The following is a 25156-nucleotide window of genomic DNA, read 5'->3' on the forward strand; positions in this document are numbered from 1 at the left end:
CTGCGGGTCATGCGGGACCGAGTTGGGCGCTAAGGCCAAGTTCTGCGGTGAGTGCGGTACACCTGTGGTCCAAGACCCCCAGTCCGCTGAGTACAAGCAGGTCACCGTTCTCTTCGCCGATGTAGTGCACTCAATGGACATTGCCGCGGCTGTCGGGGCTGAGCGTCTACGGGAGATCATGGCCGAACTCGCCGACCGAGCGGCGGTGAAGGTGCACCGCTATGGGGGGACGGTCGCTCATTTCACCGGCGACGGCATCATGGCCGTCTTCGGCGCACCGATTGCGTTGGAGGACCACGCGGAACGCGCCTGCCTAGCCGCGCTTGCCATCCAGGAGGAGGTGCGCAAGCAGGCGACCACGGTGCAGGGCCGCGATGGCGTGGATCTGCGGCTGCGTGTGGGTTTGAACTCGGGTCAGGTGATAGCCGGCGAGATCGGCTCCAGCGCTTTCGGTTACACCGCGATGGGCGAGCAGGTCGGGTTGGCGCAGCGGATGGAGTCGATTGCTCCTCCCGGCGGTGTGATGCTGAGCGAGTCCACTGCGCGACTGGTCGAGGGTGCGGCCGTGTTCGGTGAACCGGAGATGGCCCAGCTGAAGGGCCGGGAGGCCCCCACGGTGACGCGTCGCCTTCTGGGTATCACCCCGCCCGAACGGAAAGACGCATCGCGCACCATGCTGGTCGGGCGTGATCTAGAGCTGAGAACCGTTGTCGGCCTGCTGGAACGGTCGGTGAGTGGGCGTGGATGCGTGGTATGCGTGGAAGGTCCAGCAGGTATCGGCAAGACACGGCTCGTCGATGAAGTCGTCTCGCTCGCGAAGGCGCGCGGTATCGAGGTCGTGTCGACCTTCTGCGAATCACATTCCACTGAAATATCTTTCAATGTGGTGACGCGCTTGCTGCGCGCATCCCTCGGGATCCGCGGCCTCGAAGATGAGGAGGCCCGTTCGCGCGTACGCTCCCAGTTCCGCGACGCTGATCCGCACGATCTGGTGCTACTTGATGATCTTCTGGGCGTCGCTGATCCCGCGGTGAACCTTCCGAGAATCGACCCGGATGCCCGGCGGCGCCGGTTGACAGCGCTGATCAGCGCGGCGTTGTTGACCAAGGTGGCGCCAAGGGTGTTCGTCGTAGAGGACGTGCATTGGATCGATGTCGCCAGCGAGGCAATGCTCGCCGACGTCCTCACGGTCATCCCGCAGACCTCGACGATGGTCTTGGCCACCTACCGCACCGATTACGAGGGAGCCTTCGCGAGGGTGCACGGCGTCCAGACCATTGGGCTCGTACCCCTTTCTCGTTCGGAATCGGAGGGGTTGATCGCTCGGTTGTTGGGAGATGACCCCTCGATAGCCGAGTTGACGGGGTCAATAGCGGAACGCGCCTGCGGGAATCCGTATTTCGCGCACGAGATCGTGCGAGACCTCAGTGAGCGCGGCGCCTTGGAAGGGCAACCAGGGTCCTACGTCTGTCGAACCGACGTTGCCGTGCCGAGTGTTCCCGCAACGCTGCAAGCCGCCCTGGCCGCACGTATCGATCGCCTCGACCCGCGAGCCAAACGGACCTTGACTGCAGCAGCGGTGATCGGGTCGAGCTTTGACACCGAACTGTTGAAGATGCTCGTCGTCGATCCGATGCTCGACGAGCTGGTCAGGGCAGAGCTGATCGACCAGGTGAGGTTCATACCGCGCGCGGTGTATGCGTTCCATCATTCGTTGATTCGCACGGTTGCCTATGACGCGCAACTGAAGACGGACCGCGCTGAGCTACATCGGCGGCTGGCCCGGGCGATTCGTGATCGTGGCCCAGAGGACCTCGACGCGAATGCGGCACTGATAGCCGACCATTTGGGTGCTGCCGGTGACTTCCGTGATGCGTACCAATGGCATATGCGCGCCGGAGGGTGGTTGGCCAAGCGGGATATCGCCGCGGCGAGGCTGAGTTGGGAGAACGCGCGCCAGATTGCCGATGCGCTGGCCGCCGACGTCGCGGACCGTGCCGCGATGCGTGTCGCACCCCGAGGCATGCTGTGCGCAAGTGCCTGGCGGGTTCGTGCGCGCAGTTCTGAGCAGGAGTTCGAAGAGCTTCGACAGCTGTGCGCGGTGAGCGGTGACAAGGCTTCGCTCGCCATCGCCATGGCCGGCGGCATCATGGGGCATATCGCCTACGGCCGGGTGCGCGAGGCGTCGCAGTTGGCATCCGAACAAATGGCGCTGCTCGACGCGGTTGGCGACACCACCCTGAAGATCGGGCTGTCGTTTGCGGCGATCATCGGTAAACACGCGTCCGGCGGCGTGGCCGACATGCTGCGATGGTCTCAGGACGTCATCGACCTGGCAGGTGGAGATCCGACTAGGGGCGATCTCATCATCGGCGCACCGTTGGCGTGGGCGCTCGCAACGCGCAGTGTCGCGAGATGGGTTGCGGGGCTACCCGGGTGGCGTGAGGACTTTGATGAGGCGGTGGAGATGGCCCGCCAGGTCGATCCGGTGTCACACACCTATGTGGTCTATGCAACGTATGGCTTGGCGATCCCGTTCGGGGTGCTGTTGGCGGACGACCACGCGCTTGGCGTCATCGACGAGGCGCTGCAGAACGCCCGCGGTTGGGCCGATGATTCGGCGCTGCTCAACGCCCAGATGGCGCTGGGCCTTGCGCTGATGTATCGAGAGTCGCAGGCAGACCGCCAACGCGGACTCGAGGTGCTTGCGCAAGTCCGTGAATCGTCCGGCGACATGACTTTTCTGGCTCCGCTCATCAACTTGTACTTCGCGCGGGCGAGGGCCGACGAGGGCGATCTTGACGGTGCTGTGGTCCTGCTACGGGCCGCAATTGAGGATTCGCTTCGTACGGGGCAGCCCGGCACCTTTGTCTTGACCAGCCAAGTACTCGTGGAAGCGCTCATTCAGCACGGGGATGACAGCGATCTCGTCGAGGCGGCCGCCGCGATCGAGCGAGTCGCGGCCGCGATCGGCGTTGGCAGCCTCACGACGGTCGGTGTCATAGTCCTGCGGCTCCGGGCACTCCTGGCGTATCGGCTCGGCGATGAGGCCGACTATCGCCAGCATCGGCAGCACCACCGCGAGGCCGCCACCTCGATAGGCCTCGAGGGACACATGCAATGGGCCGAGTCGATGCCTGACTCCATTCAAGCCGTAGGACGCCAGAACCCCTGAAAGCCCTGTCCCGCATTGGTGGTGCGGATCGACGAGAGCTGCACGGGGTCACCCGCCTCGACCATGAGGCCGCCACCCACGATCATCGCGACGTGCCCGTCCCAGACGGCGAGGTCTCCCGGACGCAGCGATCCGCGGTCGACCGCCGCTCCGATGTCCTGCTCCTGGGCGAGCCGGGGAATCTCCAGTCCGGCCTCTCGGTAGGCCCACTGGGTCAGCGCGCTGCAGTCCAATCCGACGCCGGGCGTGGTGCCGCCCCAGTCGTAGGGCACGCCCAGCTGAGTCAGCGCGTGCCGAACCGCACTCGCCGCAACGGCGTTGGGCGCGGTTGCCTTCTGCCCGCCGGGCAGCTGGACCTCCGTACCGCTGCCGAACACGCCGGGGTCCGATGGGATCGCCGGCTCGGGGACGCCGCGGCCGATAGCTGTCCCCAGATCCGGTGACCCGCCGAACGGTGCGGCGCTTGCCCCCAAGCCTGTGCCCGAGCCGACGCCCGCGCCCGAACCCAGGCCCCACCCGCGCGCTCCCGGGATCGGCGGCGACATCGCGGTGGGGCCCGCCGGTGCGGCGACCTCGGTGGCGCGCGAGTCCAGTTCGGCGGTCAGCTCATCGACGACCGCGTTCGCCTCGTCGAGCGCCCGCCGCGCCTCGTCGGCGAGTTCCTCGGCGGCACCGGGGGAGTCCAGCGTGGTCTCCAACGCGTCGACGCGGGCCTCGAACTCCTCGATGATCGCGTCGAGCCGGACGCGTGCCCGGGCCACCGCCTCGGCCGCGCGTGCGGCGGTGGTGCCGAGATGTTCGGTGCGCAGTGACAGGGCGTCGATCTCCGCGATGGTCGCCTCGACGAACTCACGTGCCGCGTCGGCAGCTGCTCCGGTCCATCCCGGGCTCGTCGCGTCCCATGACCGCCCCGCGGCGACCGAGACGCCGCCCAGGGCATCGCGCGCATCGGCCAGCGCCGCCACCGTCTCGGACGACGCATCGCCCGTCCCCAACAGCGCCCGCACCTCGCGCAGGGGTGCCGACAACGCCGTCGCCAGCGTGCTCGGCACCGTCAGACCCCGACGGACCCGACGGCATGCCCCACACGCCGGTCGGTGTCGTCGAATGACGACGCGGCGGCGGTGGTCGACCCGCCGGCGGTCGCCAGCCGCTCGCTCAGCTCAGCCACCGCACGCGCGCTCCGCGCCAACTCGTCGCTCATTGCGGCGAGGAAGCGGGCACCGACCGGGCCGAACGCATCGGTCGACGGACTGGCTGCGACCAGCCGGGAAGCGGTGTCGGCGAGATCGGCGGCGTGGCGGGACTGGGCTGCGGCGAGGAGGCGAAGCGCGGAAGTGTCGGCGTGCACGTCGTTATGACGACGTCGGAGGCCAGACGGTTCCATTAGGGTTCCTGCGCATGGACGTCCGGGTCATCGATCATCCCCTCGCCGCGGCGCGGCTCACCACGCTGCGCGACGAGCGCACGGACAACGCGGGCTTCCGGTCGGCGCTACGCGACCTGACCATGATGTTGGTCTACGAGGCCACCCGTGAGGCCGCCGTCGAGTCGATCCCCGTTCGCACTCCGGTCACTAACACCACCGGATCGCGGCTGGCCACACCGCCGCTTCTGGTGCCGGTACTGCGCGCTGGCCTCGGCATGGTCGACCAGGCGCACGCGCTGATCCCGGAGGCCCGGGTCGGGTTCGTCGGTATCGCCCGCGACGAGACAACGCATCAGCCGACGCCGTATCTGGAGTCGCTGCCCGAGGACCTGTCGACACAGCCGGTGATGGTCCTCGACCCGATGCTGGCCACCGGGGGATCGATGGCCCACACACTGCGGCTGCTGCTCGCTCGCAATGCCGTCGACGTCACCGCGGTGTGCGTGGTGTGCGCACCGGCGGGCATTGCGGCGATAGAACGGGTGGTGCCGGGGCTGCGACTGATCACCGCGGCCATCGACGACGGTCTCAACGAGGCCGCCTACATCGTGCCGGGCCTCGGCGACGCGGGTGATCGGCAGTTCGGCCCGCGCTAAAGGCGGACCGGTCAGGGGAGAAGCATGCCGGTTGTGGGGCGTCATCACATGTTGACGACTCGCGGCGCGAGTGCACCCGGAGAGACGGTCCCGCCCTCACCAGCTCTCGACGGCGCCGATCAGCTCGGACATGAGACGTTGCGCCTTGGCGCGTGCGAAAACCAGGTCGTCGCAACGTGTTAGACCAACCTCGATGTAGGACTTGAGTTTGGGCTCGGTGCCCGACGGCCGGACCACCACACGCACGGCCGTGTCGGCGTCGCCGCCCGACAGGATCAGCGCATCGGTCTGGAACTGTCCGCGCCGCAACGAGAGATCCTCGACGGTGACCGGGTAGCCGGCCAGCCGGTCCGGGGGAGCGTCGCGCAGGCGCGCCACGGCCGTCGCGGCCGTGGAGGCGTCGGGGAAGCGGGCCGACACAGCACCCGTCACGTGCAGCCCGTGCCGCTGAAACAGTGCGTCGAGCGCGTCGGGCACCGTGCGGTCGTCGCGGCGTAGCTCGGCGACCAGATCGCACACCAGCACCGCGGCGCTGATGCCGTCCTTATCGCGTACCGCGGCGGGGTCGACGCAGTGTCCGATCGCTTCCTCGTAGGCGTAGACCAGCGTCTTGCCGGGCAGTCCGGCGTCGGCGCGGGCCAGCCACTTGAACCCGGTGAGCGTCTCGACATGCTCGGCGCCGTGGTGGGCCGCGATCGCGGCGAGCATCCGCGATGACACCACGGTGCTCGCCACCACGCAGCTCGAAGTCACGCCGGGATCGACCTGGGTGAGCACGTAATCGCCCAATAGCCAACCAGTTTCGTCACCGGAGAGCATGCGCCACCCGTTCGCGGTCGGGATGCCGACGGCGCACCGGTCGGCGTCCGGGTCCAGTGCGATCGCGACGTCGGCGTTCACCTCGGCGGCCAGCGCGAGGAGCTGGTCGGTGGCGCCGGGTTCCTCGGGGTTGGGGAAGGCGACGGTGGGGAAGTCGGGGTCGGGGTCGTACTGGGACTCGACGACGTGCACGTCGGTGATGCCCGCCTGGCGCAGCGCCTGCAGCGCGATCTCGCCGCCGACGCCGTGCATGGGGGTCAGGGCCACCCGCACGGCGCCGTCACCGCGGCGCACCGAGGCTGCCCGGCGGATGTACTCGTGGATCACATCGGCGCCCGTGGGGTCGACCTCGGCGCGCGCGATGTCGGCTGGCGCGGCCGACATCGCCGCCTCGATATCCCGGTCGGTCGGGCTGATGATCTGCATGCCGCCCGCGGCGAACACCTTGTAGCCGTTGTCGGTCGCCGGGTTGTGCGAGGCGGTGATCTGCACGCCCGCGACGGCGTCGCGGTCCCGGACGGCGAACGCGACCACCGGCGTCGGAACCGCGTCAAGGAGCAGTGTGACGGAGAAGCCCTCGGCGGCAAGGACTTCGGCGGCGGCAAGGGCGAAGTCATCGGAGTGGTGTCGTGCGTCGCGGCCGACCACCACCGCCGATCCGCCCCCGGGATCATCCTTGAGCACCTTGGCCAGTGCCCAGGTCGCCCTCATCACGGTCTCGACGTTCATACCGCCCGGTCCGTCGCGCATGGGGCCGCGCAGGCCGGCGGTGCCGAACGTCAGTGGTTGGTCGGTCATGGGGCTCATTGTGCCGAGCGGGGCTCGGCGTCGGAGCGCTCATCGCCGTCGGCCAGCTTGCGCAGTACCGGCGCGACGAGCATGAGCAGGTCGAACTCGAGGTCGGTCAGGGTGTCGCGCATCGCGGTGTTGAGCCACTGGTCGCGTTCCGCGCGGTCGGCCTCCAGCAGGGACATGCCGTCGGGAGTCACCTCGATGAGTTGGCGGCGCCGGTCGTCGGCATCGGTGCGACGCGCCACCAGGCCCCGCGTCTCGAGTGTGTTGATGGCGTCGGTGAGGGACTGGACACGCACGTGCAGGCGGGTGGCGAGTTCGGCGGGAGTCGTCACCCCGGACCGGCTGACCTCGCCGAGGACCTGCTGCTGGCTGAGGGTGAGGCCGTTGTCGCTGCGGTGCCTGCGGAGTTGCCGGGTCAGGGCCATGATCGACTCCCGCAATTCGGTGGCGTTCTCGGTGCTGGGACGCATTACCAAGTTATACCTTGGTAATAGTTCAAAGAACACCAGTTTGTGATCGTGATTTAGCAAGTGCATACTTTGCACTTATGGGAAGGTGGCTGCTGTTGGTGGTGGTCACGGTCGCGGTGACCGTGCCATTGGAGTTGATCGGCGTTCCCTCGGCCGCACTGTTCGCGGCGCTACTGGTGGGCATCGCGCTGGCACTGCTGTCGCTGGCGCCGGCCGGCGTGCCGCGCAAGGCGGGCGTCGCGGCCCAGGGCGTCTTGGGCGTGTACATCGGCACGATGGTCCATCGCGACGCGATCGACGCCCTGGGCCCGCACTGGCCGATCGTGCTGGGCGTCGCCGTTGCCACGCTCGTCCTCAGCGTGGGTGCCGGCGTGCTCCTCGGTCTGCAGCGTGACATCTCGCCACTCACCGGCTCGCTCGCGATGGTGGCGGGCGGGGCGTCGGGACTGGTCGCCATCGCCCGCGAACTCGGCGGCGATGACCGTGTGGTGGCCGTGGTGCAGTACCTGCGCGTCGCGCTCATCACCGCCTCGATGCCCGTCGTCGTCACCCTGGTCTACCACGCCGAGAAGGCTCCGCATGCCGCCGCGCCCAGCCAAACCGATTCCCTGCCTTGGTATCTCAGCATCGCCATGCTCACGGTCATCGTGCTGGTCGGCGTGCTGGCAGCCCGGTTGATCCGACTGCCCGGCGCCGGGCTACTCGGTCCGATGGCCGTCACCATCGTCCTGGAACTCACGGGTGCGTCGCTGGGGTTGGCGGTGCCGCTGGTGCTGGTGCAGGTCGGTTACGCCGTGATCGGCTGGCAGGCGGGTGTCGCCTTCACCCGCGAGGCGGTGCGGGCCATCGGCCGGGCGTTGCCCGCCGCGATCGGTCTCATCGTGGTCCTCAACGTGGCCTGCGCGGGGCTGGGCGTGCTGTTGTCCCGCGTGGCCGGCATAAGCCTGCTCGACGGATACCTGGCCACCAGTCCGGGCGGCATCTACGCGGTGCTGGCGACCGCAGTGGAGACCGGCTCGAATGTCACGTTCATCATTGCCGCGCAGGTGGTGCGTGTGCTGCTGATGCTCTTCGCGGCGCCATTCCTGGCGCGTGGCCTCGTCTCGCTCAACAGGCGCTTCGCCAAGACGGACTACACGCCGGCGAGCACCTCGCGCAGCAGGGAACCCATTCGGGTCGCCGACTGACGGCCAGCCTCGAGCACCTCGGCGTGCGAGAGCGGCTGGCCGGTCATACCCGCCGCCAGGTTCGTCACCAGTGAGAGTCCCAGAACCTCCGCGCCTGCCGCGCGCGCCGCGATCGTCTCGTGCACCGTGGACATCCCGACCAGGTCGGCGCCGAGTGTGCGCAGCATCCGGATCTCGGCGGGCGTCTCGTAGTGCGGGCCGGGCAGCCCGGCATAGACACCCTCGGTGAGCGTCGGGTCGACCGTGCGCGCGAGGTCACGCAGCCTTGGTGAGTACGCATCCACCAGGTCGACGAACTGCGCGCCGATCAACGGTGAGCGGGCCGTGAGGTTGAGGTGATCGCTGATGAGCACCGGTTGGCCGACCGAGAAGTCCTCGCGCAGACCGCCCGCGGCGTTGGTCAGCACGACCGTCGTGACCCCTGCCGCGCAGGCGGTCCGCACGGGATGCACGACGTGGCGCAACTCGTGACCCTCGTACGCGTGGCTGCGGCCCAACAGCACCAGCACCCGCTTGCCGCCCACGGAGAGAACCTGCACCTGACCGCCGTGACCGGCCGCGGTCGGCGCGCTGAAGCCGGGAAGATCGGCCATGGCGACGACGGCCGAGGGCTCGCCCAGCTCGGCGGCCGCGGGCGCCCAGCCCGAGCCGAGCACCACGGCGACGTAGAACCGGTCGGCCCCCGTGCGGCGACGAATCTCGGCTGCCGCCGCGTCGGCGTCGGCCTGGGGATCCGATGGCACACCAGTCACGGACAGGGAGCCTATCCGTCGGTGAGATACTGCGAGCATGTCCCGTGCCAGCGCGTCGAGCACCGTCGAGGAAACCGTCCGACGTTATCGCGGCGACCTGGTCGAGCTCTCGCACTCCATTCACGCCGAACCGGAACTCGCGTTCGAGGAGCACAAGAGCTGCGCCAAGACCCAGGCACTGGTCGCCGAGCGTGGTTTCGAGATCACCGCGGCACCCGCCGGACTCGACACCGCGTTTCGCGCCGTCTACGGCAATGGCTCGCTGGTCATCGGCGTCTGCGCCGAGTACGACGCGCTGCCCGAGATCGGTCACGCGTGCGGCCACAACATCATCGCGGCGTCGGCGGTCGGTACCGCGCTCGCGCTGGCCGACGTCGCCGGTGAACTCGGCCTGACCGTCGTGCTGCTCGGCACGCCCGCCGAGGAGGCAGGCGGCGGCAAGGTGCTGATGCTCGAGGCGGGTGCCTTCGACGACATCAGCGCCGCGGTCATGCTGCACCCCGGCCCGCTCGATATCGCCCGCGCGCGGTCACTGGCGTTGTCCCAGGTGGCCGTCGGCTACACGGGCCGTGAGGCGCATGCGGCGGTCGCGCCCTACCTGGGCCTGAACGCCGCCGACGCCATCACCGTGGCGCAGGTCGCGATCGGTCTGCTCCGACAGCAGATGGCCCCCGGGCAGATGGCGCACGGCATCGTCACCAACGGCGGCCAGGCGACAAATGTCATCCCCGGCCACACCCAGATGCACTACACGATGCGCGCCAACGACGCCGCGTCGCTGCGCGAACTCGAGGGCCGCATGTCCGACTGTTTCCTCGCCGGCGCGATCGCCACCGGCTGCGATCACCAGGTCGAGGCGGCCGAACCCGCCTATCACGAACTGACTCCCGACACCTGGCTGGCCGATGTGTTCCGCGAGGAGATGGTGCGGCTGGGCAGGACACCCGTCGGTGTCGACGTCGAGGCGGCACTGCCGCTCGGCAGCACCGATATGGGCAATGTGACGCAGCTGCTGCCGGGTATCCACCCGATCGTGGGAATCGACGCCGGGGGAGCGTCGGTGCACCAGCCGGCGTTCGCCGCGGCAGCAGCCGGATCCAGTGCCGACGAGGCCGTTGTCGAGGGAGCAGTGATGTTGGCGCGCACGGTGGTCCGGCTGGCGGAGAACCCCGCAGAACGCGACCGGGTCCTCGCCGCCCACGAACGGCGGGCCGCATCGTGAGCTTCGACCAGTACTCCACCGCATGGCTGGCGGCGCACTTCGACGACCTCGTCGCCTGGCGTCGGCACATCCACGCCAACCCCGAACTCGGGCGTCAGGAATTCGCCACCACGCAGTTCGTCGCGTCGCATCTGGCCAATGCGGGTCTCAACCCGAAGGTGCTGCCCGGCGGCACCGGCCTGACCTGTGACATCGGTCCCGACCACGGGCCACGGGTGGCGCTGCGCGCCGATATGGACGCGCTGCCGATGGCCGAGCTCACCGGTGCGCCCTACACGTCGCTGGTACCCGGTGTGGCGCATGCCTGTGGTCACGACGGCCACACGTCGGTGCTGCTCGGGACGGGTTTGACGCTGGCGTCGGTGCCGGAGCTGCCTGTGGGGGTGCGGCTGATCTTCCAGCCCGCCGAGGAGCTGATGCCCGGCGGGGCGATCGACGCGATCGCGGCAGGCGCGCTGGCGGGGGTGTCGCGGATCTTCGCGCTGCACTGCGACCCTCGGCTCGAGGTGGGCAAGGTCGCCACGATGGTCGGGCCGATCACCTCGGCGGCCGATCAGATGGAGATCACCCTGGCCTCGCCAGGCGGGCACACGTCACGGCCACACCTGACCGGTGACCTGGTCTACGCGCTGGGCACGTTGATCACCGGCGTACCGGGCGTGCTGTCGCGTCGCGTAGACCCGCGCCAGAGCACCGTCATGGTGTGGGGTGCGGTCAACGCCGGCGTGGCGGCCAACGCGATTCCCCAGTCCGGCACGCTGTCCGGAACCATCCGAACGGCCAGCCGTGAGGCCTGGGTCGCGATGGAAGACCTTGTCCGCGATATCGTTTCGTCGCTGTTGGCGCCGCTGAACATCGAGTTCAGCGTGGAGTACCGGCGCGGCGTCCCGCCTGTGGTGAACGAAGAGGTGTCCACGCGAATCCTCACCCACGCCGTCGAGTCGGTCGGCGTCGACGTGCTCGCCGACACCCGTCAGTCCGGCGGCGGCGAGGACTTCTCCTGGTATCTCGAGGAGGTGCCTGGCGCGATGGCGCGGCTGGGCGTGTGGTCGGGTCGAGGGCCGCAGCTGGACCTGCACCAGCCCACATTCGATCTCGACGAGCGGGCGCTCGCGGTCGGGGTGCGGGTGCTGGTCAACATCGTTGAACAGGCTGCCGCGATCGCGGGTTAGGTACCCGGGCCGACGTTTCCGGCCGGACGGGTGCGCAGATGGTGCACGTACTCCTCGGGGGCGCCTGCGATCTCGGCGGCGTCGGCCATCACGCCCAGATAGCGCGCCGAGGGAATGCCGCCCTCCCACGCGTCCACGACGTACAGCCACGCGAGCACGGGATCGGTGCTGGTGTCGGAGGACTCGCGATGCACTCGGCAGCGGATCTTCTTGTGGAAGCCCAGTTCGGACCCCTCCCACCGGTCGAGGTTCTCCTCGTCCTCCTTGGTCATGTCGTACAGGACGACGAAAACCTTCTCCTGCGGGTCCTCGACCAGGGTCGCCAGCGCGCCCTCCCAGCCGATGTCAGCACCGCCGAAGGTCAGCCGCCAGCCATGCAGCCACCCAGTCCCGGCCATCGGAGAGTGCGGGGCTCGCTGAAGCATCTGCTCCGGATGCATGTTCGATCCGTAAGCGGCGTAGAGCGGCACGGGGCAAGCCTAAGGGGTACACAGCACCTCTCGGGGGTAGGAGTCACCTATCGGTGGGCGAGACTTCGAGCACACGGGGTTAGATAGAGCCCGTGGTTACCCGCATCGTGATCATCGGCGGCGGCCCCGCCGGCTATGAGGCAGCGCTCGTCGCTGCGGCCCGCGGCCCAGAGGTTGCGCAGGTCACCGTGGTCGACTCCGACGGGATCGGCGGCGCCTGTGTGCTCTTCGACTGTGTCCCGTCCAAGACGTTCATCGCGTCGACGGGCGTGCGCACGGAGCTGCGGCGCGCCAATGGCCTGGGCTTCGACATCGCCATCGAGGACGCCAAGATCTCCCTTGAGCAGATCCACAACCGGGTCAAGACGCTGGCGAGATCACAATCGGCCGACATAGGGTCCAACCTCCTGAAGGAGGGCGTCACGGTCGTGCAGGGCCGCGGCGAACTCGTCGACGACGTACCCGGCATGGCGCATCACCGGGTGAGAGTCACCACATCCGACGGCAAGGTGGGCGTGTTGAAGGCCGACGTGGTGCTGATCGCGACGGGCGCCCGGCCGCGTGTGCTGCCCAACGCAGAGCCCGACGGCGAGCGCATCCTGAACTGGCGCCAGCTCTACGACCTCACCGAGCTTCCCGAGCACCTGGTGATCGTCGGCTCCGGCGTGACGGGCGCGGAGTTCTGCAACGCCTACACCGAACTCGGGGTCCAGGTCACGGTCGTGGCCAGCCGGGACCAGATCCTGCCGCACGAGGACCGCGACGCCGCGGCCGTCCTGGAGGAGACGTTCGCCGAACGCGGCGTGAAGCTGGTGAAGAACGCCCGCGCCGACTCGGTGACCCGTACCGCCGACGGGGTTCGGGTGTCGCTGGCCGACGGACGCACCGTCGAGGGCAGCCACGCGCTGATGACGGTGGGCTCGGTGCCCAACACCAGCGGACTTGGCCTGGAGCGGGTTGGCATCGAGCTGGGACAGGGCAACTACCTTTCCGTGGACCGGGTTTCGCGTACGTCGGCGTCTGGAATCTATGCGGCCGGCGACTGCACCGGTCTGCTGCCGCTGGCGTCCGTCGCGGCGATGCAGGGGCGTATCGCGATGTATCACGCGCTGGGCGAGGGGGTGTCACCGATCCGGCTGCGCACCGTGGCCGCCGCGGTGTTCACCCGGCCCGAGATCGCCGCCGTGGGGGTGCCCCAAACCGCGATCGACGACGGCACAGTGCCGGCGCGCACGCTGATGCTGCCGTTGACCACCAATGCCCGCGCGAAGATGTCACTGCTGCGGCGTGGCTTCGTCAAGATCTTCTGCCGACCGGCCACCGGCGTCGTCATCGGCGGTGTGGTGGTCGCGCCGATCGCCTCGGAACTGATCCTGCCGATCGCGCTCGCGGTGCAGAACAACATCTCCGTGACCGACCTCGCGCAGACATTGTCGGTGTATCCGTCGCTGTCTGGATCTACCGTCGAGGCGGCCCGCCGGTTGATGGCGCACGACGATTTGAACTGATACGGCTAGCCTGGATGCGTACTGACGAGTAACTAGGAGCTGCTGGCAGTGAGCGAAGCTTCCGAACGACCCATCGGCATCGTCGACCCGATTTCCGGCCCGGGTAGTGGGCAGACCCTCCTTGGCCCTGACCAGCGCGAGGCCGCCTGGGGGCGGCTCAGCCGCGAACAGTTCGACGTCGTCGTCATCGGCGGCGGAGTGGTGGGTGCGGGTGCCGCGCTGGACGCCGCGACCCGCGGGCTCAAGGTGGCGCTCGTCGAGGCGCGTGACTTCGCCTCCGGCACGTCGAGCCGATCCTCGAAGATGTTCCACGGCGGACTGCGCTATCTGGAGCAGCTCGAGTTCGGACTGGTTCGCGAGGCGCTGCACGAGCGCGAGCTCTCCCTCAAGACGCTGGCGCCGCATCTGGTCAAGCCGCTGCCGTTCCTGTTCCCGCTGACCAAGCGGTTGTGGGAACGGCCCTACATGGCCGCGGGAATCTTCCTCTACGACCAGCTGGGTGGGGCGAAATCCGTTCCCGCGCAGAAGCATCTGTTCAAGGCAGGCGCGCTGAGACTGGCCCCGGGCCTCAAGCGCAGCTCGCTGATCGGTGGCATCCGCTACTACGACACCGTGGTCGACGACGCGCGCCACACCATGACGGTGGCGCGCACCGCGGCGCACTACGGCGCGGTGGTGCGGACCTCGACGCAGGTCGTGTCGCTGCTGCGCGAGGGTGACCGGGTGACCGGGGTGAAGGTCCGCGACTCCGAGGACGGCCGGGTCACAGACGTTCATGGGCACGTGGTGGTCAACGCGACCGGCGTGTGGACCGACGAGATCCAGGCGCTGTCCAAGCAGCGCGGCCGATTTCGGGTGCGGGCCTCCAAGGGTGTGCACATCGTGGTGCCGCGTGATCGCGTCGTCAGCGAGGTCGCGATCATTCTGCGCACCGAGAAGTCGGTGCTCTTCGTGATCCCGTGGGGCACGCACTGGATCATCGGCACCACCGACACCGACTGGAACCTCGATCTGGCGCATCCTGCGGCGACCAAGGCGGATATTGACTACATCCTGCATCACGTCAACACCGTGCTGGCGACGCCGCTCACCCACGACGACATCGACGGTGTGTACGCGGGCCTGCGGCCGCTGTTGGCGGGGGAGAGCGAGGAGACCTCCAAGCTGTCACGCGAGCACGCGGTGGCGGTGCCCGCGCCCGGCCTGGTCGCGATCGCGGGCGGCAAGTACACCACCTACCGCGTGATGGGTGCCGACGCGATCGACGCGGCCAGCGAGTTCGTCCCCACCCGTGTGGCACCGTCGATCACCGAGAAGGTGCCGCTGATGGGTGCCGACGGCTACTTCGCGCTGGTGAACCAGACAGAGCACGTCGGAGCGCACTACGGCCTGCACCCCTACCGGGTGCGGCATCTCCTGGACCGCTACGGCTCGCTGATCGGGGAGGTGCTGGCGCTGGCCGACGGCAATCCCGAGCTGCTGACGCCGATCACCGAGGCTCCGGTCTACCTGAAGGTCGAGGCCGCCTACGCCGCCGCGGCGGAGGGCGCACTGCACCTCGAGGACATCCTCGCCCGGCGCATGCGGATCTCGATCGAGTACCCGCACCGCGGCGTGGACTGCGCTCGCGAGGTCGCCGAAGTGGTTGCGCCCGTGCTGGGTTGGAGTGCCGAGGACGTCGACCGCGAGGTCGCCACATATCTGGCAAGGGTGGAGGCCGAGGTGCTCTCCCAGGCGCAGCCCGATGACGAGTCCGCGGATGCGTTGCGTGCCGCCGCACCCGAGGCTCGCGCGGAGATCCTGGAACCCGTGCCGCTGAAGTGAGCCGGCGACCCGCACCACTTCCCGCGCGCGACGGGCTCGGGCCTGCCCGGGTCCGGCTGCGCGGCGGTGCCGTGCTGGTGGAGTTGGCCGACCGCTTCGGCGCGCAGGCCGCCGCGAAAGTATTTGCGGGAGAGGTGGTCTGCGCAGATGGGAGCGTCGTCACCGCCGCCACCGTGCTACCGCCGAACGCACACGTCTACCTCTACCGTGACCTGCCCGACGAGGTTGAAGTCCCGTTCGACATTCCCATCCTGTACCGCGATGACGACATCGTGGTGGTCGACAAGCCGCACTTCCTGGCGACGATGCCACGCGGCGGGCACGTCGCGCAGACGGCCCTGGTGAAGCTGCGGCGATCGCTGGATCTCCCGGATCTCTCACCCGCGCACCGGTTGGACCGGTTGACCGCAGGGGTGCTGCTGTTCACCGCGCGGCCGCAGGTGCGTGGCGCCTACCAGACCCTGTTCGCCCGTGGTGAGGTGGCCAAGACCTACCTCGCGCGCGCTGACGTCGACCCGGCGCTGGAGCTTCCCGTGACCCTGCGCAGTCGAATCATCAAGGAACGCGGCCAGTTACAGGCCTTCACCGAGCCCGGTGAGTCGAATGCTGAGACGCTGATCGAGTTGTTGGACAGCTCGGACGATGAGGGCACCTACCGGCTGACCCCACGCACGGGACGCACGCATCAATTACGTGTGCACATGGCCTCGCTCGGAGTGCCCATCCACGGGGACTCGCTGTACCCGAGCGTCATCGACGTGGCACCCGATGACTTCTCGACACCGTTGCAGCTGCTGGCTCATCGGCTGGAATTCGTCGACCCGCTTACCGGTGGCCGACGGGTGTTCGAGAGCTTGGCTCGGCTCAGATCGTGAAATTGACGCACGCGGTGCACGCCGCGGGGCAAGATGCACAGCAGCGGCCCAAGGAGTGAGCATGCGCAAGGTTTGGCTGTCTGCGGCGATGATCGCGTTGGTCGGCGGGCTGGTGCTGCCGGTGATGCCAACGGCCGGCGCCGTCTGCGGTTCGGTCGGTGGCCGCCACGTCGACGTGAGTGGATGCTCGGATCCGCTGTACGAACTCAACGACGCGCTCGCGCCGCCACCACCGCCACCACCGCCGGGCGAGGAGCCACCTCCACCGCCACCACCTCCACCGCCGGTGTACGTCCCGCCGCCGCCACCGAATGTCAACGTCTGCGCGAATGTGGGACGCCGCATCAGCGTCAGCGGCTGTATCTGATCGACATGAGTAATCGGTTGGAACCCACTCCCGGACAGCTCGCGCAGCTCGCGGCGCGGCCGCCGGATCAGCCGGTCGTGATGGTCAATCTGCTCACGTTCCGCGTGGACGGCGGTAGAGAGCGCTATCTGCGCTACGCCAGCGAGGTGATGCCGCACATTGCGCGGGCAGGAGCGACGGTGCGCTACGCCGGAGTGTCACCTGAGACGGTGATCGGCGCCGGTGAGCGACCGGGTTGGGACGCGATTCTGATCGTCGAGTACCCCTCATCACAGGCGTTCCTGGACATGATCGCCGATCCGGAATACCTCAAGGTGCACGAACACCGGACCGCGGCGCTCGAGCACGGTGACCTGATCGCGACATCGGTCTGGACCATGAAGGACTGACGATCACGGACTAACGGTCACGGCGGTTTCGCACCGTGTTCTACTGACGGGCATGGATCGTGACGCCTTCGACCGCCTCTTCGACATGACCGGCCGCACCGTGATCGTCACGGGTGGCACCAGGGGCATCGGCCTCGCGCTCGCGGAGGGCTTCGTGCTCGCCGGCGCCAACGTGGTGGTGGCCAGTCGCAAGGCCGACGCATGCGAGCAAGCGGCCAAACACCTACGCGGACTTGGCGGCCAGGCCATCGGCGTGCCCACCCACGCGGGCAGCATCGAGGACCTGGACACCCTGGTCGACCGCACCGTCGCCGAGTTCGGGGCACTTGATGTCATGGTCAACAATGCCGCCAACGCGCTGGCACAACCGCTGGGCGAGATGACTGTCGACGCGTGGACCAAGTCCAATGAGGTCAACGTCCGCGGCCCGGTGTTCCTCGCGCAGAAGGCGCTGCCGCATCTCAAGGCAAGCAAGCACGCCGCGGTGCTCAACATGGTCTCGGTCGGTGCGTTCAACTTCGCGCCGAGCCTGTCGCTGTATGCGGCGGGCAAGGCCGCGATGATGTCGTTCACCCGGTCGATGGCGGCCGAATTCGTGGGCGATGGGATCCGGGTCAACGCCATCGCGCCCGGCCCCGTCGACACCGACATGATGCGCAACAACCCACAGCAGGCCATCGACCACATGATCGGCGGAACGCTGATGAAGCGTCTGGCGACACCGGATGAGATGGTCGGCGCGGCACTGCTGTTGTGTTCGGACGCAGGCAGTTACATCACCGGGACCGTCATCATCGTCGACGGAGGCGGCACGCCGCGCTAGCCGCGCCAGTGCCGGTCGAGTTCGCTGCGGACGACCTCGACGAAGTGGTCGACGTCGGCCTCAGTGGTGTCCCACGCGCACATCCAGCGCACCTCGCCGCGGGCACGGTTCCAGTCGTAGAAGCGCACGTGTTCGCGGATCCGATCGGCCGCCTCCGTCGGCAACGTGGCGAAGATCGCGTTCGCCTGCGTCGGTTGAATGAACTCGAGCCCACAGATCGCACCATCGGCGATGCCTGCCTCAAGGGCGCGCCGGAGCCGCCGCGCCATCGCATTGGCGTGTGTGGCGCTGCGCAGACCGAGGTCGTCCTCGAAAAGGGCGAGCAGCTGGGCGGAGATGAACCGCATCTTGCTCGCGAGCTGCATCGTCAACTTGCGTAGATAGATCAGGCCGGTGGTTCTGGTCGGGTCGAGAACCACGACGGACTCCGCGCCGAGCGCTCCAATCTTGGTGCCGCCGATGCTGAGAACGTCGACCCCCGCGTCGGTCGTGAACGCGCACAACGGGACCCCGATCGCCGCGGCCGCGTTCCACAGTCGGGCGCCGTCCATGTGTAGCGCCATACCCTGTTCATGGGCGAAGTCGGCGATCGCGCGCACCTCATCGGGTGTGTACACCGTGCCGAGTTCCGTTGTCTGCGTGATGCTCACCGCGAGTGGCTGCGCGCGATGCTCGTCGCCCCACCCCCAGGCCTCGGTGGCGATCAACTCCGGGGTGAGCTTGCCGTCTGGCGTCGGCACGGTGAGCAGTTTGATGCCCGTCATCCGTTCGGGGGCGCCCGCTTCGTCGGTGTTGATGTGCGCCGACGTCGCCGCGATAACCGCTCCCCAGCGGGGGAGCAGGCTCGTGAGCGACACGACGTTGGCTCCCGTGCCGTTGAATACCGGGAACGTCTCCGCTTGGGTGCCGAAGTGCTGCCGGACGACGTCCTGCAGTTGGGTGGTGTAGGCGTCCTCACCGTAGGCGACCTGATGGCCGCCGTTCGCCGCGGCGATTGCCTCGAGGACTTCCTGGTGGACGCCGGCGTAGTTGTCGCTGGCGAACCCGCGCCAGTCGGGATCGTGGAGCGAGGCGGGGGTCATGTCCGGCTAGGCCTTTCGCTTCGTGAACGCCGCGGCCGCCTCTAGAAGCTCACCGCTGGTGGACGCAAGGATCTGGCTGCGGTTCTCCACCTGCAACGCCGCATCCAGGCTGGGTGCCTCCAGGTTGGCCCACAGCACCTGCTTGGTCGACTCCACCCCGAACTTTCCGTAGCCGCACAGTGTTTCGGCCAGCGCCAGTGCGTCCTCGACTACCGAACCCGCCGAGAGTCGTGAGACGAGCCCGAGCGCGAGCGCCTCGGCGGCATCGACCGTGCGGGCCGTGAGGATCAGGTCGAACGCCTGGCCCGCGCCGACGATGCGCGGCAGTGTGTAGCTCACCCCGATATCGCAGCCGCCCAGGCCCAACTTGATGAACTGTGTGCAGAACCTGGCCGACTCCGAGGCGATGCGAATGTCTGACGCCAGCGCCAGCGCGAAGCCACCTCCGTAGGCCGGCCCATTGACCGCCGCGATCACCGGCTGCCGCAGGCGAGACAACTTCGTGGTCAGCTCGGCGATGCGCTCCTGCCACCGCATACCCGAACGTGGAAACTCCAGGCCACCGGAGGCCGCGTCCGGGGACGGTTCGGTGAGGTCCAGCCCCGAGCAGAATCCGCGGCCCGCACCCGTCAGGACGACGACGCGGCACTGGTCGTCAGCCCGGATGTCATCGAGTGTGGCGTGCAGATCCTCGACCAGGCCGTGGTTCAACGCGTTGAGCTTGTCGGGCCGGTTCAGGGTGAGCACCGCGATGTCCGGACGCGGACGGGACAGTTCCAGTTTCGCCATTGTTTCTCCTCGGTCTGGCCCGACCCTATGCGCGACTCAGGGAGTGCTGCTGTGCCACCCCGTGATGCCGACGACGATGAGGCGCAGCTGCTTGACCGCGGTGCGTCGAACGTCCTCGATGGCGGCCGCGTCCTTGGCGTCCTCAATGGCCTCGGCGATCGAGATCATCGCGTTGACGATCAGTGTGGCCAGGATGTTGAGGTCCTCGCCGGTCCACGTGTGCAGGCCGGGGAAGCGCGTCAGGTCGATCGCCAGTTCAGAGGTGATGAGGCGGATCTCGGTGCGGATGGCGTACCGCAGCACGGTCACTCCGCTGTTGCGTTCGCGGCCGATGAGTCGCCAGTGCTCGCGGCGCTCGTTGACGCTCGCGATCACGATGTCGACCGACGATTCGATGACACGGTTCGGGTCGAGTTTGCCCGCGCGGGCGCCGCGCAGCATGTCGCGCAGCGCACGGAATGACTCGTCGATCAGGACCAGGCCGAGCGCGTCCATCGACTCGAAGTGCCGGTAGAACGCGGCAGGAACGATACCGGCCTCACGGGTCACCTCACGGAGGCTCAAAGCGCTGAAGCTGCGGTTCTCCAGGAGCGCGAGAGCGGCGTCGACGATCGCTCGTCGGGTGACCTCTTTCCGTTCCTCACGTGACAAGCCGTCCCGCCGAGAGCGAGACGACTGTGACTTAGGAGTACGACTGTTCACTGTTTGTGAACCGTACCACAACGTGCGGAAATCCCTTGACGATCTGGACTGACGAGGCGGACGGTATACACATGTTCACCGAAACTTCGAAGCCGCGCCTCCGCGATCGAGTGCTGCGCTCAGCCCTGGTCAGCGTCCTGACCGGACCCCACGGTGTCGACCGCTACACCGAGTTGGTCGAGCCCACCTGGACCCTGGGTGATGCACGCGCCAAGATCGTCGCGGTCCGGCGAGACACCCCGCGCAGCGTCACCCTGACGCTGGAATCGAACGCCGTGTTCACTCAACGCGGCACCCTGGCGGCGGGCCAACACGTCAACCTCACCGTCGAGGTCGACGGCCGCCGACGGACCCGCTGCTACTCACCCGCCAACGCCGAGAACGACCGTCTGATCGAGCTGACCGTCGGCGTACACGACGGGGGACTGGTCTCAGGGCACCTCCACCGCAATGCGCGGCCCGGCATGGTCGTCGGGCTCGAGGCCGTCGGCGGCGATTTCGTCCTGCCCGCCGAGCGGCCCAAGCGCATCCTGTTCGTCTCCGGCGGCAGCGGCATCACGCCGGTGCTGGCGATGCTGCGGACACTCGTCGCCGAACGGCACACCGATCAGGATGGCGCCGAGATCGCATTCATTCACTACGCGCGCACCCCGGCGGACGCCTGCTACGCCGACCAGCTCGCGGCCATGACCGGAGTCCGGGTCCTGCATGGGTTCACCCGGGGCGGCTCGGGAGACCTCGTCGGACGTTTCGACGCCGACCACCTGGCGCTCGCGATGCCGAACCCCGACTCGGTGTTCGTCTGTGGTCCGCCAGCATTGGTCGAGGCCGTTCGGAGGCACTGCCCGGACGCGAGGTCCGAGAGCTTCGTCCCGCCCGTGTTCGCGGCTCCGACCGCGGCATCCGGTGGCACCGTGACCTTCGCGCAGAGTGGCGTCGAGATCACCGACGACGGCCGCTCGCTGCTCGAGCAGGCCGAGGCCGCCGGGCTCACACCCGAGAGCGGATGCCGGATGGGCATCTGCCACACCTGCACCCGCCGCAAGACCAGTGGTGCGGTCAAGAACCTCATCACCGGCGCCGTGTCGACGTCCGACGGGGAGGACGTGCAGATCTGCGTCACCGCCCCGGTCGGCGACGTCGCCCTGGCGCTCTAGCCCAACCGATCTCAACCGAGAAGGAGTTCACCATGACTGCCACACTCGAACGCCCCACGCCCGAACGCCCCACGCTCGAACGCCCCGAACCCAAGACCATCACCAAGACCGTCGCCGGCAAGACCGTCACCATGACGCCCGAGACCGCGGAGGCCTTCGGCCGCGAACTCGACGCCATCAGGGAGCGTGTCGTCGCCGATCTCGGCGCGCGCGACGCCACCTACATCCGGCGCGTCATCAAGGCGCAGCGGGCGCTGGAGGTCGGCGGTCGCGGACTGCTGTTCGCGGGCGTGCTGCCGCCAGCCTGGTTGGCCGGCACCGCCATGTTGGCCGCGTCGAAGATCCTGGACAACATGGAGATCGGCCACAACGTCATGCACGGCCAGTACGACTGGATGGGTGACCCCGCGCTCACGGGCCGCAACTTCGAATGGGACTCGGCGTGCCCGAGCGATCAGTGGCGTCACTCGCACAACTACATGCACCACACCTACACCAACATCGTCGACATGGACCGCGACATCGGCTACGGCATCCTCCGGATGAGCGAGGATCAGCGCTGGAAGCCGTACTTCCTCGGCAACCCCGTCTACGCATTCCTGTTGATGGTGTTCTTCCAGTACGGCGTCGCCCTGCATGAACTGGAGACCGAGCGCATCCGCTCCGGTGAGATCTCGATCGCCGACAAGCGCGAGACCCTCACGGGCATCTGGCACAAGGTCAGCCGCCAGACCGTCAAGGACTACCTGGCGTTCCCGCTGCTCGCCGGCCCGTTCGCGCCATGGGTCTTCACCGGCAACATGACCGCCAACCTGATCCGCAACATCTGGTCGTACTCGATCATCTTCTGCGGCCACTTCCCGGACGGCACACAGGAATTCACCAAGGAGGAGACCGCGAACGAGAGTCGCGGCATGTGGTACTTCCGTCAGATCCTCGGATCGGCGAACCTCACGGGTGGAAAGCTGTTTCACATCATGAGTGGCAACCTGTCATTCCAGATCGAGCACCACCTGTTCCCCGACATCCCGGCGCACCGACACGCCGAGATCGCTCCCCAGGTGCAGGACATCTGCGAGCGCTACGGCGTGCCCTACAACAAGGGTCCGCTGCCCAGGCAGTTCGGCACCGTCATCCGCAAGATCTTCAAGCTGGCCCTGCCGAACTAGGCCCTACCGCCGAACGTGAAGTTGTTGACGAATCCACGCAGGCGTCTCGCCAACAACTTCACGTTCGGCGGTCAGGTCTGGCAGGAGGGGCACCAGAACGCGATGCGATCGCCTGCGTTGTCCGAGTTGATGGAGGTGCCGCACCGTCGACACGGGCGTCCGGCCCGGCCGTAGACCCACAGGTCACGCCCGGGTCGAGTGTCTCCGGTGGTGACTCGATTCACGCGGGACCGGTTGAGCCACAGCATGTCCCGGGCGCGCTGCACCACCCGCAGGGGGTCCTTGACGCGGCCGACCGGCGTGGTGGGCAGGTGTCCCATGATGAAGCACAGTTCGTTGGCGTAGACGTTGCCGATCCCGGCCATCACTCGTTGATCCAGCAGCGTCTCGGCCAGCGGCCGCTGCGGATCGGCCGTCAGGTTCGCCGCGGCGACGCGCGGCTCCCAGGCGTCGTCGAGCAGGTCGGGCCCGAGGTGCGCGACGGCCTCCATGTCGTGCTCGCGTTCGAGGATCTCGAGCACGCCGAGATCGACGCCGACGGCCCGAGTGTCGGCCGTCTCCAGGATGATCCGCACCTTGAACTCGGGTGTCCGGCGAGCCTGGCCGCCGATGAGCCAGGCGCCGTCCATCTTCAGATGCGAGTGGATGCTGGCCCCGGACTCCCCGCCGACACGGATGAAGAGGTGCTTGCCGCGACTGAGGACCTCATCGACGACACCACCCGTCAGGTCCACCGTGGCGAACTTCGGCACCCGAACGTCGCACCGGGTCAGTTCCCGGCCCACCAGCGCATCGCGCAGCTTGGCCGCGGTGCGGTAGACGGTGTCGCCCTCAGGCATGCCGCCACGCTACCGTCCTCACGCCCCGCGGATACGGTCGTGCGCACCGGAAATCGCGCGCGCGGCCTCGTCGGCGATGCGTGCGACCAGGGCAGCGGCGGTGTCGAGTTCGGTGATCAGGTCGACGGCCTCACCGGCCCAGATCGGCATGTAGTCGAGATCGCCACGTTCCACACCCTCGCGGAACTCGACCCTGGCGTCGGCGTCGGCCTGTAACCCGTCCTCGTCGTCGTGCCAGGCGTCGGTGAACCGGTTGCGCAGCGTCCTGGCGGTGAAGCGGGCCGGCCAGGGTGAGTCCCGAACGATGTCGAGCACGCGGTCGCGCACGGTGTCGGCAGCCGTCGCCGCGGTGATCGCCTTGAGTTCCTCGGCGGACAGCAGCGCCTCGGTCGTCACCTCGAAGCGGGTGCCGATCACAGCGCCTGCCGCGCCGAGCACCACCGCGGCGGCCAGCCCGCGGCCGTCGGCGATACCGCCCGCGGCCAGCACGGGCGTCGTGCCCGCCACGTCGACCACCGTGGGTACGAACGGCAGTGTGCCGCGGCCCTCGCCGTGTCCGCCGGCCTCCGCGCCCTGGGCCACAACGACATCGGCACCCAGGTCGAGCGCACGCTGGGCGTCGGCCAGTGTGGTCACCTGGATCATCAGCGGAATACCCGCCGACCGCACCGCGTCGACGAACGGTGTCGGGTCACCGAAGGACAGCATGATCGCTGCCGGCTGCTGCTCGATCGCGCAGTCGATGGCGCCGTGATCCACCGCCCACGACAACAGCCCTATGCCCCAGGGCTTCTCGGTGCCATCGCGCGCGATGGCACACTCGCGCCGCATCCAGTCGCGTGCACCACCGCCGCTGCCGATCATCCCGAGCCCACCGCCCTCGGACACCGCGGCGGTCAGAAGTCCTCCTGCGACACCGCCCATGGGTGCCAGCACTATCGGATGCTCGATGCCGAACATGTCGGTCAGTGCGGTGTGCAATGCCATCCCTGCACTGTAGGCAGGGTGGCACGCGCTCGGTTGGGGGGTCAGGCGGGAATGGAGTCCAGCTTGGCCGCCTTCTCGTGACGGTACTGGCGGTCCACGACGGCGAAGTAGAACGCGTAGGCGAAGGCGCAGCTGGTGAACAGGCTCGCCACGAAGAACAGCCACGGGCGTCGGATGCCGCGTCGGTACCCGTCGACGATCGTGAACAGCGGTAACAGGATCACGTTGATGATGGTGTAGTCCTGGCTCGCCGAGGCGGCCGCGGGATTGTCGTAGCCGAGCACGATGAACTGCTGCCAGCTGCCCGGGCCCCAGATGGGGTTGCCGCCCTCGACCGCGTACGCCGCGACGAACTGGTGGTTGAAGTAGTAGCCGAGTCCGATCGACGCCACGCCGATGACGTAGAAGGCGATCTCCAACGGCGAGAACATCGGACCGCCAGCGGGTCGCGAGAAGACCTGCGGGTTGGCCCGGACAATCCAGGCGATGACGGCGATGCCGAGAACCAGGTGAACGATGAGCGAGACCATGCCGTCAGTATCGCTCGGCCAAACGAAG

25 protein-coding genes are annotated in these 25156 nt (G+C 68.1%); 13 read left to right on the plus strand and 12 right to left on the minus strand.

The genetic code is table 11. The annotated features are described in order from the left end of the window. The first annotated feature begins 64 nt into the window (after positions 1-64). Positions 65-3175 carry an ATP-binding protein gene (locus ABIA65_RS25625; protein ID WP_354525303.1) on the plus strand — a complete coding sequence of 1037 codons (3111 nt, stop codon included), beginning with the start codon at positions 65-67 and terminating at the stop codon, positions 3173-3175. Here the strand turns inward: ABIA65_RS25625 and ABIA65_RS25630 are convergent. Beyond that, positions 3148-4227: a C40 family peptidase gene (locus tag ABIA65_RS25630; protein ID WP_354525304.1), complete on the minus strand. Its 1080-nt coding sequence runs from the start codon at positions 4225-4227 to the stop codon at positions 3148-3150. The two genes, ABIA65_RS25625 and ABIA65_RS25630, sit on opposite strands and share 28 nt — an antisense overlap. 2 nt (positions 4228-4229) lie before the next feature. Beyond that, complete coding sequence (locus ABIA65_RS25635; RefSeq protein WP_354525305.1) at positions 4230-4526, minus strand: hypothetical protein; 297 nt, start codon at positions 4524-4526, stop codon at positions 4230-4232. Positions 4527-4576: 50 nt separating this feature from the next. On the opposite strand from ABIA65_RS25635, the gene upp reads away from it, so the two are divergent. Next, entirely contained in the window at positions 4577-5200 is a 624-nt protein-coding gene (gene upp / locus ABIA65_RS25640; RefSeq protein ID WP_354525306.1) for a uracil phosphoribosyltransferase, read from the plus strand. A gap of 96 nt (positions 5201-5296) precedes the next feature. Here the strand turns inward: upp and ABIA65_RS25645 are convergent, their stop codons facing one another. Next, positions 5297-6817 (minus strand): phospho-sugar mutase, encoded by a 1521-nt coding sequence (locus ABIA65_RS25645; protein WP_354525307.1) that lies wholly within the window; start codon positions 6815-6817, stop codon positions 5297-5299. A 5-nt stretch (positions 6818-6822) separates the two neighbouring features. Further along, positions 6823-7284 carry a MarR family winged helix-turn-helix transcriptional regulator gene (locus ABIA65_RS25650; protein WP_241400538.1) on the minus strand — a complete coding sequence of 154 codons (462 nt, stop codon included), beginning with the start codon at positions 7282-7284 and terminating at the stop codon, positions 6823-6825. Positions 7285-7361: 77 nt separating this feature from the next. Here ABIA65_RS25650 and ABIA65_RS25655 point away from each other — a divergent pair, with 77 nt between their 5' ends. After that, positions 7362-8471, plus strand: a complete 1110-nt coding sequence (locus tag ABIA65_RS25655) for an AbrB family protein (RefSeq protein WP_354525308.1) — start codon at positions 7362-7364, stop codon at positions 8469-8471. Here ABIA65_RS25655 and ABIA65_RS25660 read toward each other — a convergent pair. Further along, a complete protein-coding gene (locus tag ABIA65_RS25660; RefSeq protein WP_354525309.1) occupies positions 8417-9262 on the minus strand; it encodes a purine-nucleoside phosphorylase in 846 nt (281 codons plus the stop codon). The two genes, ABIA65_RS25655 and ABIA65_RS25660, sit on opposite strands and share 55 nt — an antisense overlap. Between ABIA65_RS25660 and ABIA65_RS25665 the strand changes: the two genes are divergently transcribed. Next, positions 9261-10445: a M20 family metallopeptidase gene (locus tag ABIA65_RS25665; protein WP_354525310.1), complete on the plus strand. Its 1185-nt coding sequence runs from the start codon at positions 9261-9263 to the stop codon at positions 10443-10445. The two genes, ABIA65_RS25660 and ABIA65_RS25665, sit on opposite strands and share 2 nt — an antisense overlap. Next, positions 10442-11617, plus strand: a complete 1176-nt coding sequence (locus tag ABIA65_RS25670; protein ID WP_354525311.1) for an amidohydrolase — start codon at positions 10442-10444, stop codon at positions 11615-11617. Before ABIA65_RS25665 ends, ABIA65_RS25670 begins: the two co-directional genes overlap by 4 nt. Here ABIA65_RS25670 and ABIA65_RS25675 read toward each other — a convergent pair. Next, a complete protein-coding gene (locus ABIA65_RS25675; protein WP_241400534.1) occupies positions 11614-12087 on the minus strand; it encodes a gamma-glutamylcyclotransferase family protein in 474 nt (157 codons plus the stop codon). The two genes, ABIA65_RS25670 and ABIA65_RS25675, sit on opposite strands and share 4 nt — an antisense overlap. Positions 12088-12179: 92 nt before the next feature. Between ABIA65_RS25675 and ABIA65_RS25680 the strand changes: the two genes are divergently transcribed. From ABIA65_RS25680 to ABIA65_RS25705, 6 genes are all read left to right on the plus strand, one after another. Next, positions 12180-13595 carry an NAD(P)H-quinone dehydrogenase gene (locus ABIA65_RS25680; RefSeq protein WP_241400533.1) on the plus strand — a complete coding sequence of 472 codons (1416 nt, stop codon included), beginning with the start codon at positions 12180-12182 and terminating at the stop codon, positions 13593-13595. A 78-nt stretch (positions 13596-13673) separates the two neighbouring features. Further along, positions 13674-15419: a glycerol-3-phosphate dehydrogenase/oxidase gene (locus tag ABIA65_RS25685; protein WP_241405800.1), complete on the plus strand. Its 1746-nt coding sequence runs from the start codon at positions 13674-13676 to the stop codon at positions 15417-15419. Continuing rightward, positions 15416-16294 carry a pseudouridine synthase gene (locus tag ABIA65_RS25690; protein ID WP_354525312.1) on the plus strand — a complete coding sequence of 293 codons (879 nt, stop codon included), beginning with the start codon at positions 15416-15418 and terminating at the stop codon, positions 16292-16294. The genes ABIA65_RS25685 and ABIA65_RS25690 overlap by 4 nt, the downstream gene beginning before the upstream one ends. A gap of 61 nt (positions 16295-16355) precedes the next feature. Beyond that, the gene (locus tag ABIA65_RS25695; protein ID WP_354525313.1) at positions 16356-16661 is read left to right on the plus strand and encodes an RNA-binding protein; all 306 of its coding nucleotides are present in this window, start codon (positions 16356-16358) and stop codon (positions 16659-16661) included. Positions 16662-16666: 5 nt separating this feature from the next. Then, positions 16667-17050 (plus strand): DUF1330 domain-containing protein, encoded by a 384-nt coding sequence (locus ABIA65_RS25700; RefSeq protein ID WP_354525314.1) that lies wholly within the window; start codon positions 16667-16669, stop codon positions 17048-17050. 52 nt (positions 17051-17102) lie between these two features. Continuing rightward, entirely contained in the window at positions 17103-17873 is a 771-nt protein-coding gene (locus ABIA65_RS25705) for an SDR family NAD(P)-dependent oxidoreductase (protein WP_354525315.1), read from the plus strand. On the opposite strand, the gene ABIA65_RS25710 is transcribed toward ABIA65_RS25705, so the two are convergent. The 3 genes from ABIA65_RS25710 to ABIA65_RS25720 are packed head-to-tail and all read right to left on the minus strand — an operon-like array spanning position 17870 to position 20446. Then, positions 17870-18955 carry a threonine aldolase family protein gene (locus ABIA65_RS25710; protein ID WP_354525316.1) on the minus strand — a complete coding sequence of 362 codons (1086 nt, stop codon included), beginning with the start codon at positions 18953-18955 and terminating at the stop codon, positions 17870-17872. The genes ABIA65_RS25705 and ABIA65_RS25710 overlap by 4 nt on opposite strands. Positions 18956-18961: 6 nt before the next feature. Continuing rightward, positions 18962-19744, minus strand: coding sequence for an enoyl-CoA hydratase/isomerase family protein (locus ABIA65_RS25715; protein WP_354525317.1), 783 nt, complete (start codon positions 19742-19744; stop codon positions 18962-18964). Between the two features lie 36 nt (positions 19745-19780). After that, entirely contained in the window at positions 19781-20446 is a 666-nt protein-coding gene (locus tag ABIA65_RS25720) for a TetR family transcriptional regulator (protein WP_354525318.1), read from the minus strand. Between the two features lie 71 nt (positions 20447-20517). On the opposite strand from ABIA65_RS25720, the gene ABIA65_RS25725 reads away from it, so the two are divergent. Both ABIA65_RS25725 and ABIA65_RS25730 read left to right on the plus strand, forming a co-directional pair. Then, positions 20518-21603, plus strand: coding sequence for a ferredoxin reductase (locus tag ABIA65_RS25725; protein ID WP_354525319.1), 1086 nt, complete (start codon positions 20518-20520; stop codon positions 21601-21603). A 32-nt stretch (positions 21604-21635) separates the two neighbouring features. Then, positions 21636-22772 (plus strand): fatty acid desaturase family protein, encoded by a 1137-nt coding sequence (locus ABIA65_RS25730; RefSeq protein WP_354525320.1) that lies wholly within the window; start codon positions 21636-21638, stop codon positions 22770-22772. Between the two features lie 71 nt (positions 22773-22843). On the opposite strand, the gene nei2 is transcribed toward ABIA65_RS25730, so the two are convergent. The 3 genes from nei2 to ABIA65_RS25745 are packed head-to-tail and all read right to left on the minus strand — an operon-like array spanning position 22844 to position 25128. Then, a complete protein-coding gene (gene nei2 / locus ABIA65_RS25735) occupies positions 22844-23611 on the minus strand; it encodes an endonuclease VIII Nei2 (RefSeq protein WP_354525321.1) in 768 nt (255 codons plus the stop codon). 18 nt (positions 23612-23629) lie between these two features. Continuing rightward, entirely contained in the window at positions 23630-24598 is a 969-nt protein-coding gene (locus ABIA65_RS25740) for an NAD(P)H-dependent flavin oxidoreductase (RefSeq protein WP_354525322.1), read from the minus strand. Positions 24599-24639: 41 nt separating this feature from the next. Further along, a complete protein-coding gene (locus ABIA65_RS25745; protein WP_241400522.1) occupies positions 24640-25128 on the minus strand; it encodes a DUF2834 domain-containing protein in 489 nt (162 codons plus the stop codon). Positions 25129-25156 lie beyond the last annotated feature (28 nt).

It is taken from the genome of Mycolicibacterium sp. 624, assembly GCF_040548615.1.
In the GTDB taxonomy this organism is placed as follows: domain Bacteria; phylum Actinomycetota; class Actinomycetes; order Mycobacteriales; family Mycobacteriaceae; genus Mycobacterium.

Coding starts and splice junctions, on each gene's coding strand:
- upp (WP_354525306.1), top strand. CDS start 4,577: ATGGACGTCCGGGTCATCGATCATCCCCTCGCCGCGGCGCGGCTCACC.
- ABIA65_RS25645 (WP_354525307.1), bottom strand. CDS start 6,817: ATGACCGACCAACCACTGACGTTCGGCACCGCCGGCCTGCGCGGCCCC.
- ABIA65_RS25650 (WP_241400538.1), bottom strand. CDS start 7,284: ATGCGTCCCAGCACCGAGAACGCCACCGAATTGCGGGAGTCGATCATG.
- ABIA65_RS25655 (WP_354525308.1), top strand. CDS start 7,362: ATGGGAAGGTGGCTGCTGTTGGTGGTGGTCACGGTCGCGGTGACCGTG.
- ABIA65_RS25665 (WP_354525310.1), top strand. CDS start 9,261: ATGTCCCGTGCCAGCGCGTCGAGCACCGTCGAGGAAACCGTCCGACGT.
- ABIA65_RS25660 (WP_354525309.1), bottom strand. CDS start 9,262: ATGCTCGCAGTATCTCACCGACGGATAGGCTCCCTGTCCGTGACTGGT.
- ABIA65_RS25695 (WP_354525313.1), top strand. CDS start 16,356: ATGCGCAAGGTTTGGCTGTCTGCGGCGATGATCGCGTTGGTCGGCGGG.
- ABIA65_RS25700 (WP_354525314.1), top strand. CDS start 16,667: ATGAGTAATCGGTTGGAACCCACTCCCGGACAGCTCGCGCAGCTCGCG.
- ABIA65_RS25705 (WP_354525315.1), top strand. CDS start 17,103: ATGGATCGTGACGCCTTCGACCGCCTCTTCGACATGACCGGCCGCACC.
- ABIA65_RS25710 (WP_354525316.1), bottom strand. CDS start 18,955: ATGACCCCCGCCTCGCTCCACGATCCCGACTGGCGCGGGTTCGCCAGC.
- ABIA65_RS25715 (WP_354525317.1), bottom strand. CDS start 19,744: ATGGCGAAACTGGAACTGTCCCGTCCGCGTCCGGACATCGCGGTGCTC.
- ABIA65_RS25725 (WP_354525319.1), top strand. CDS start 20,518: ATGTTCACCGAAACTTCGAAGCCGCGCCTCCGCGATCGAGTGCTGCGC.
- ABIA65_RS25730 (WP_354525320.1), top strand. CDS start 21,636: ATGACTGCCACACTCGAACGCCCCACGCCCGAACGCCCCACGCTCGAA.
- nei2 (WP_354525321.1), bottom strand. CDS start 23,611: ATGCCTGAGGGCGACACCGTCTACCGCACCGCGGCCAAGCTGCGCGAT.
- ABIA65_RS25740 (WP_354525322.1), bottom strand. CDS start 24,598: ATGGCATTGCACACCGCACTGACCGACATGTTCGGCATCGAGCATCCG.
- ABIA65_RS25745 (WP_241400522.1), bottom strand. CDS start 25,128: ATGGTCTCGCTCATCGTTCACCTGGTTCTCGGCATCGCCGTCATCGCC.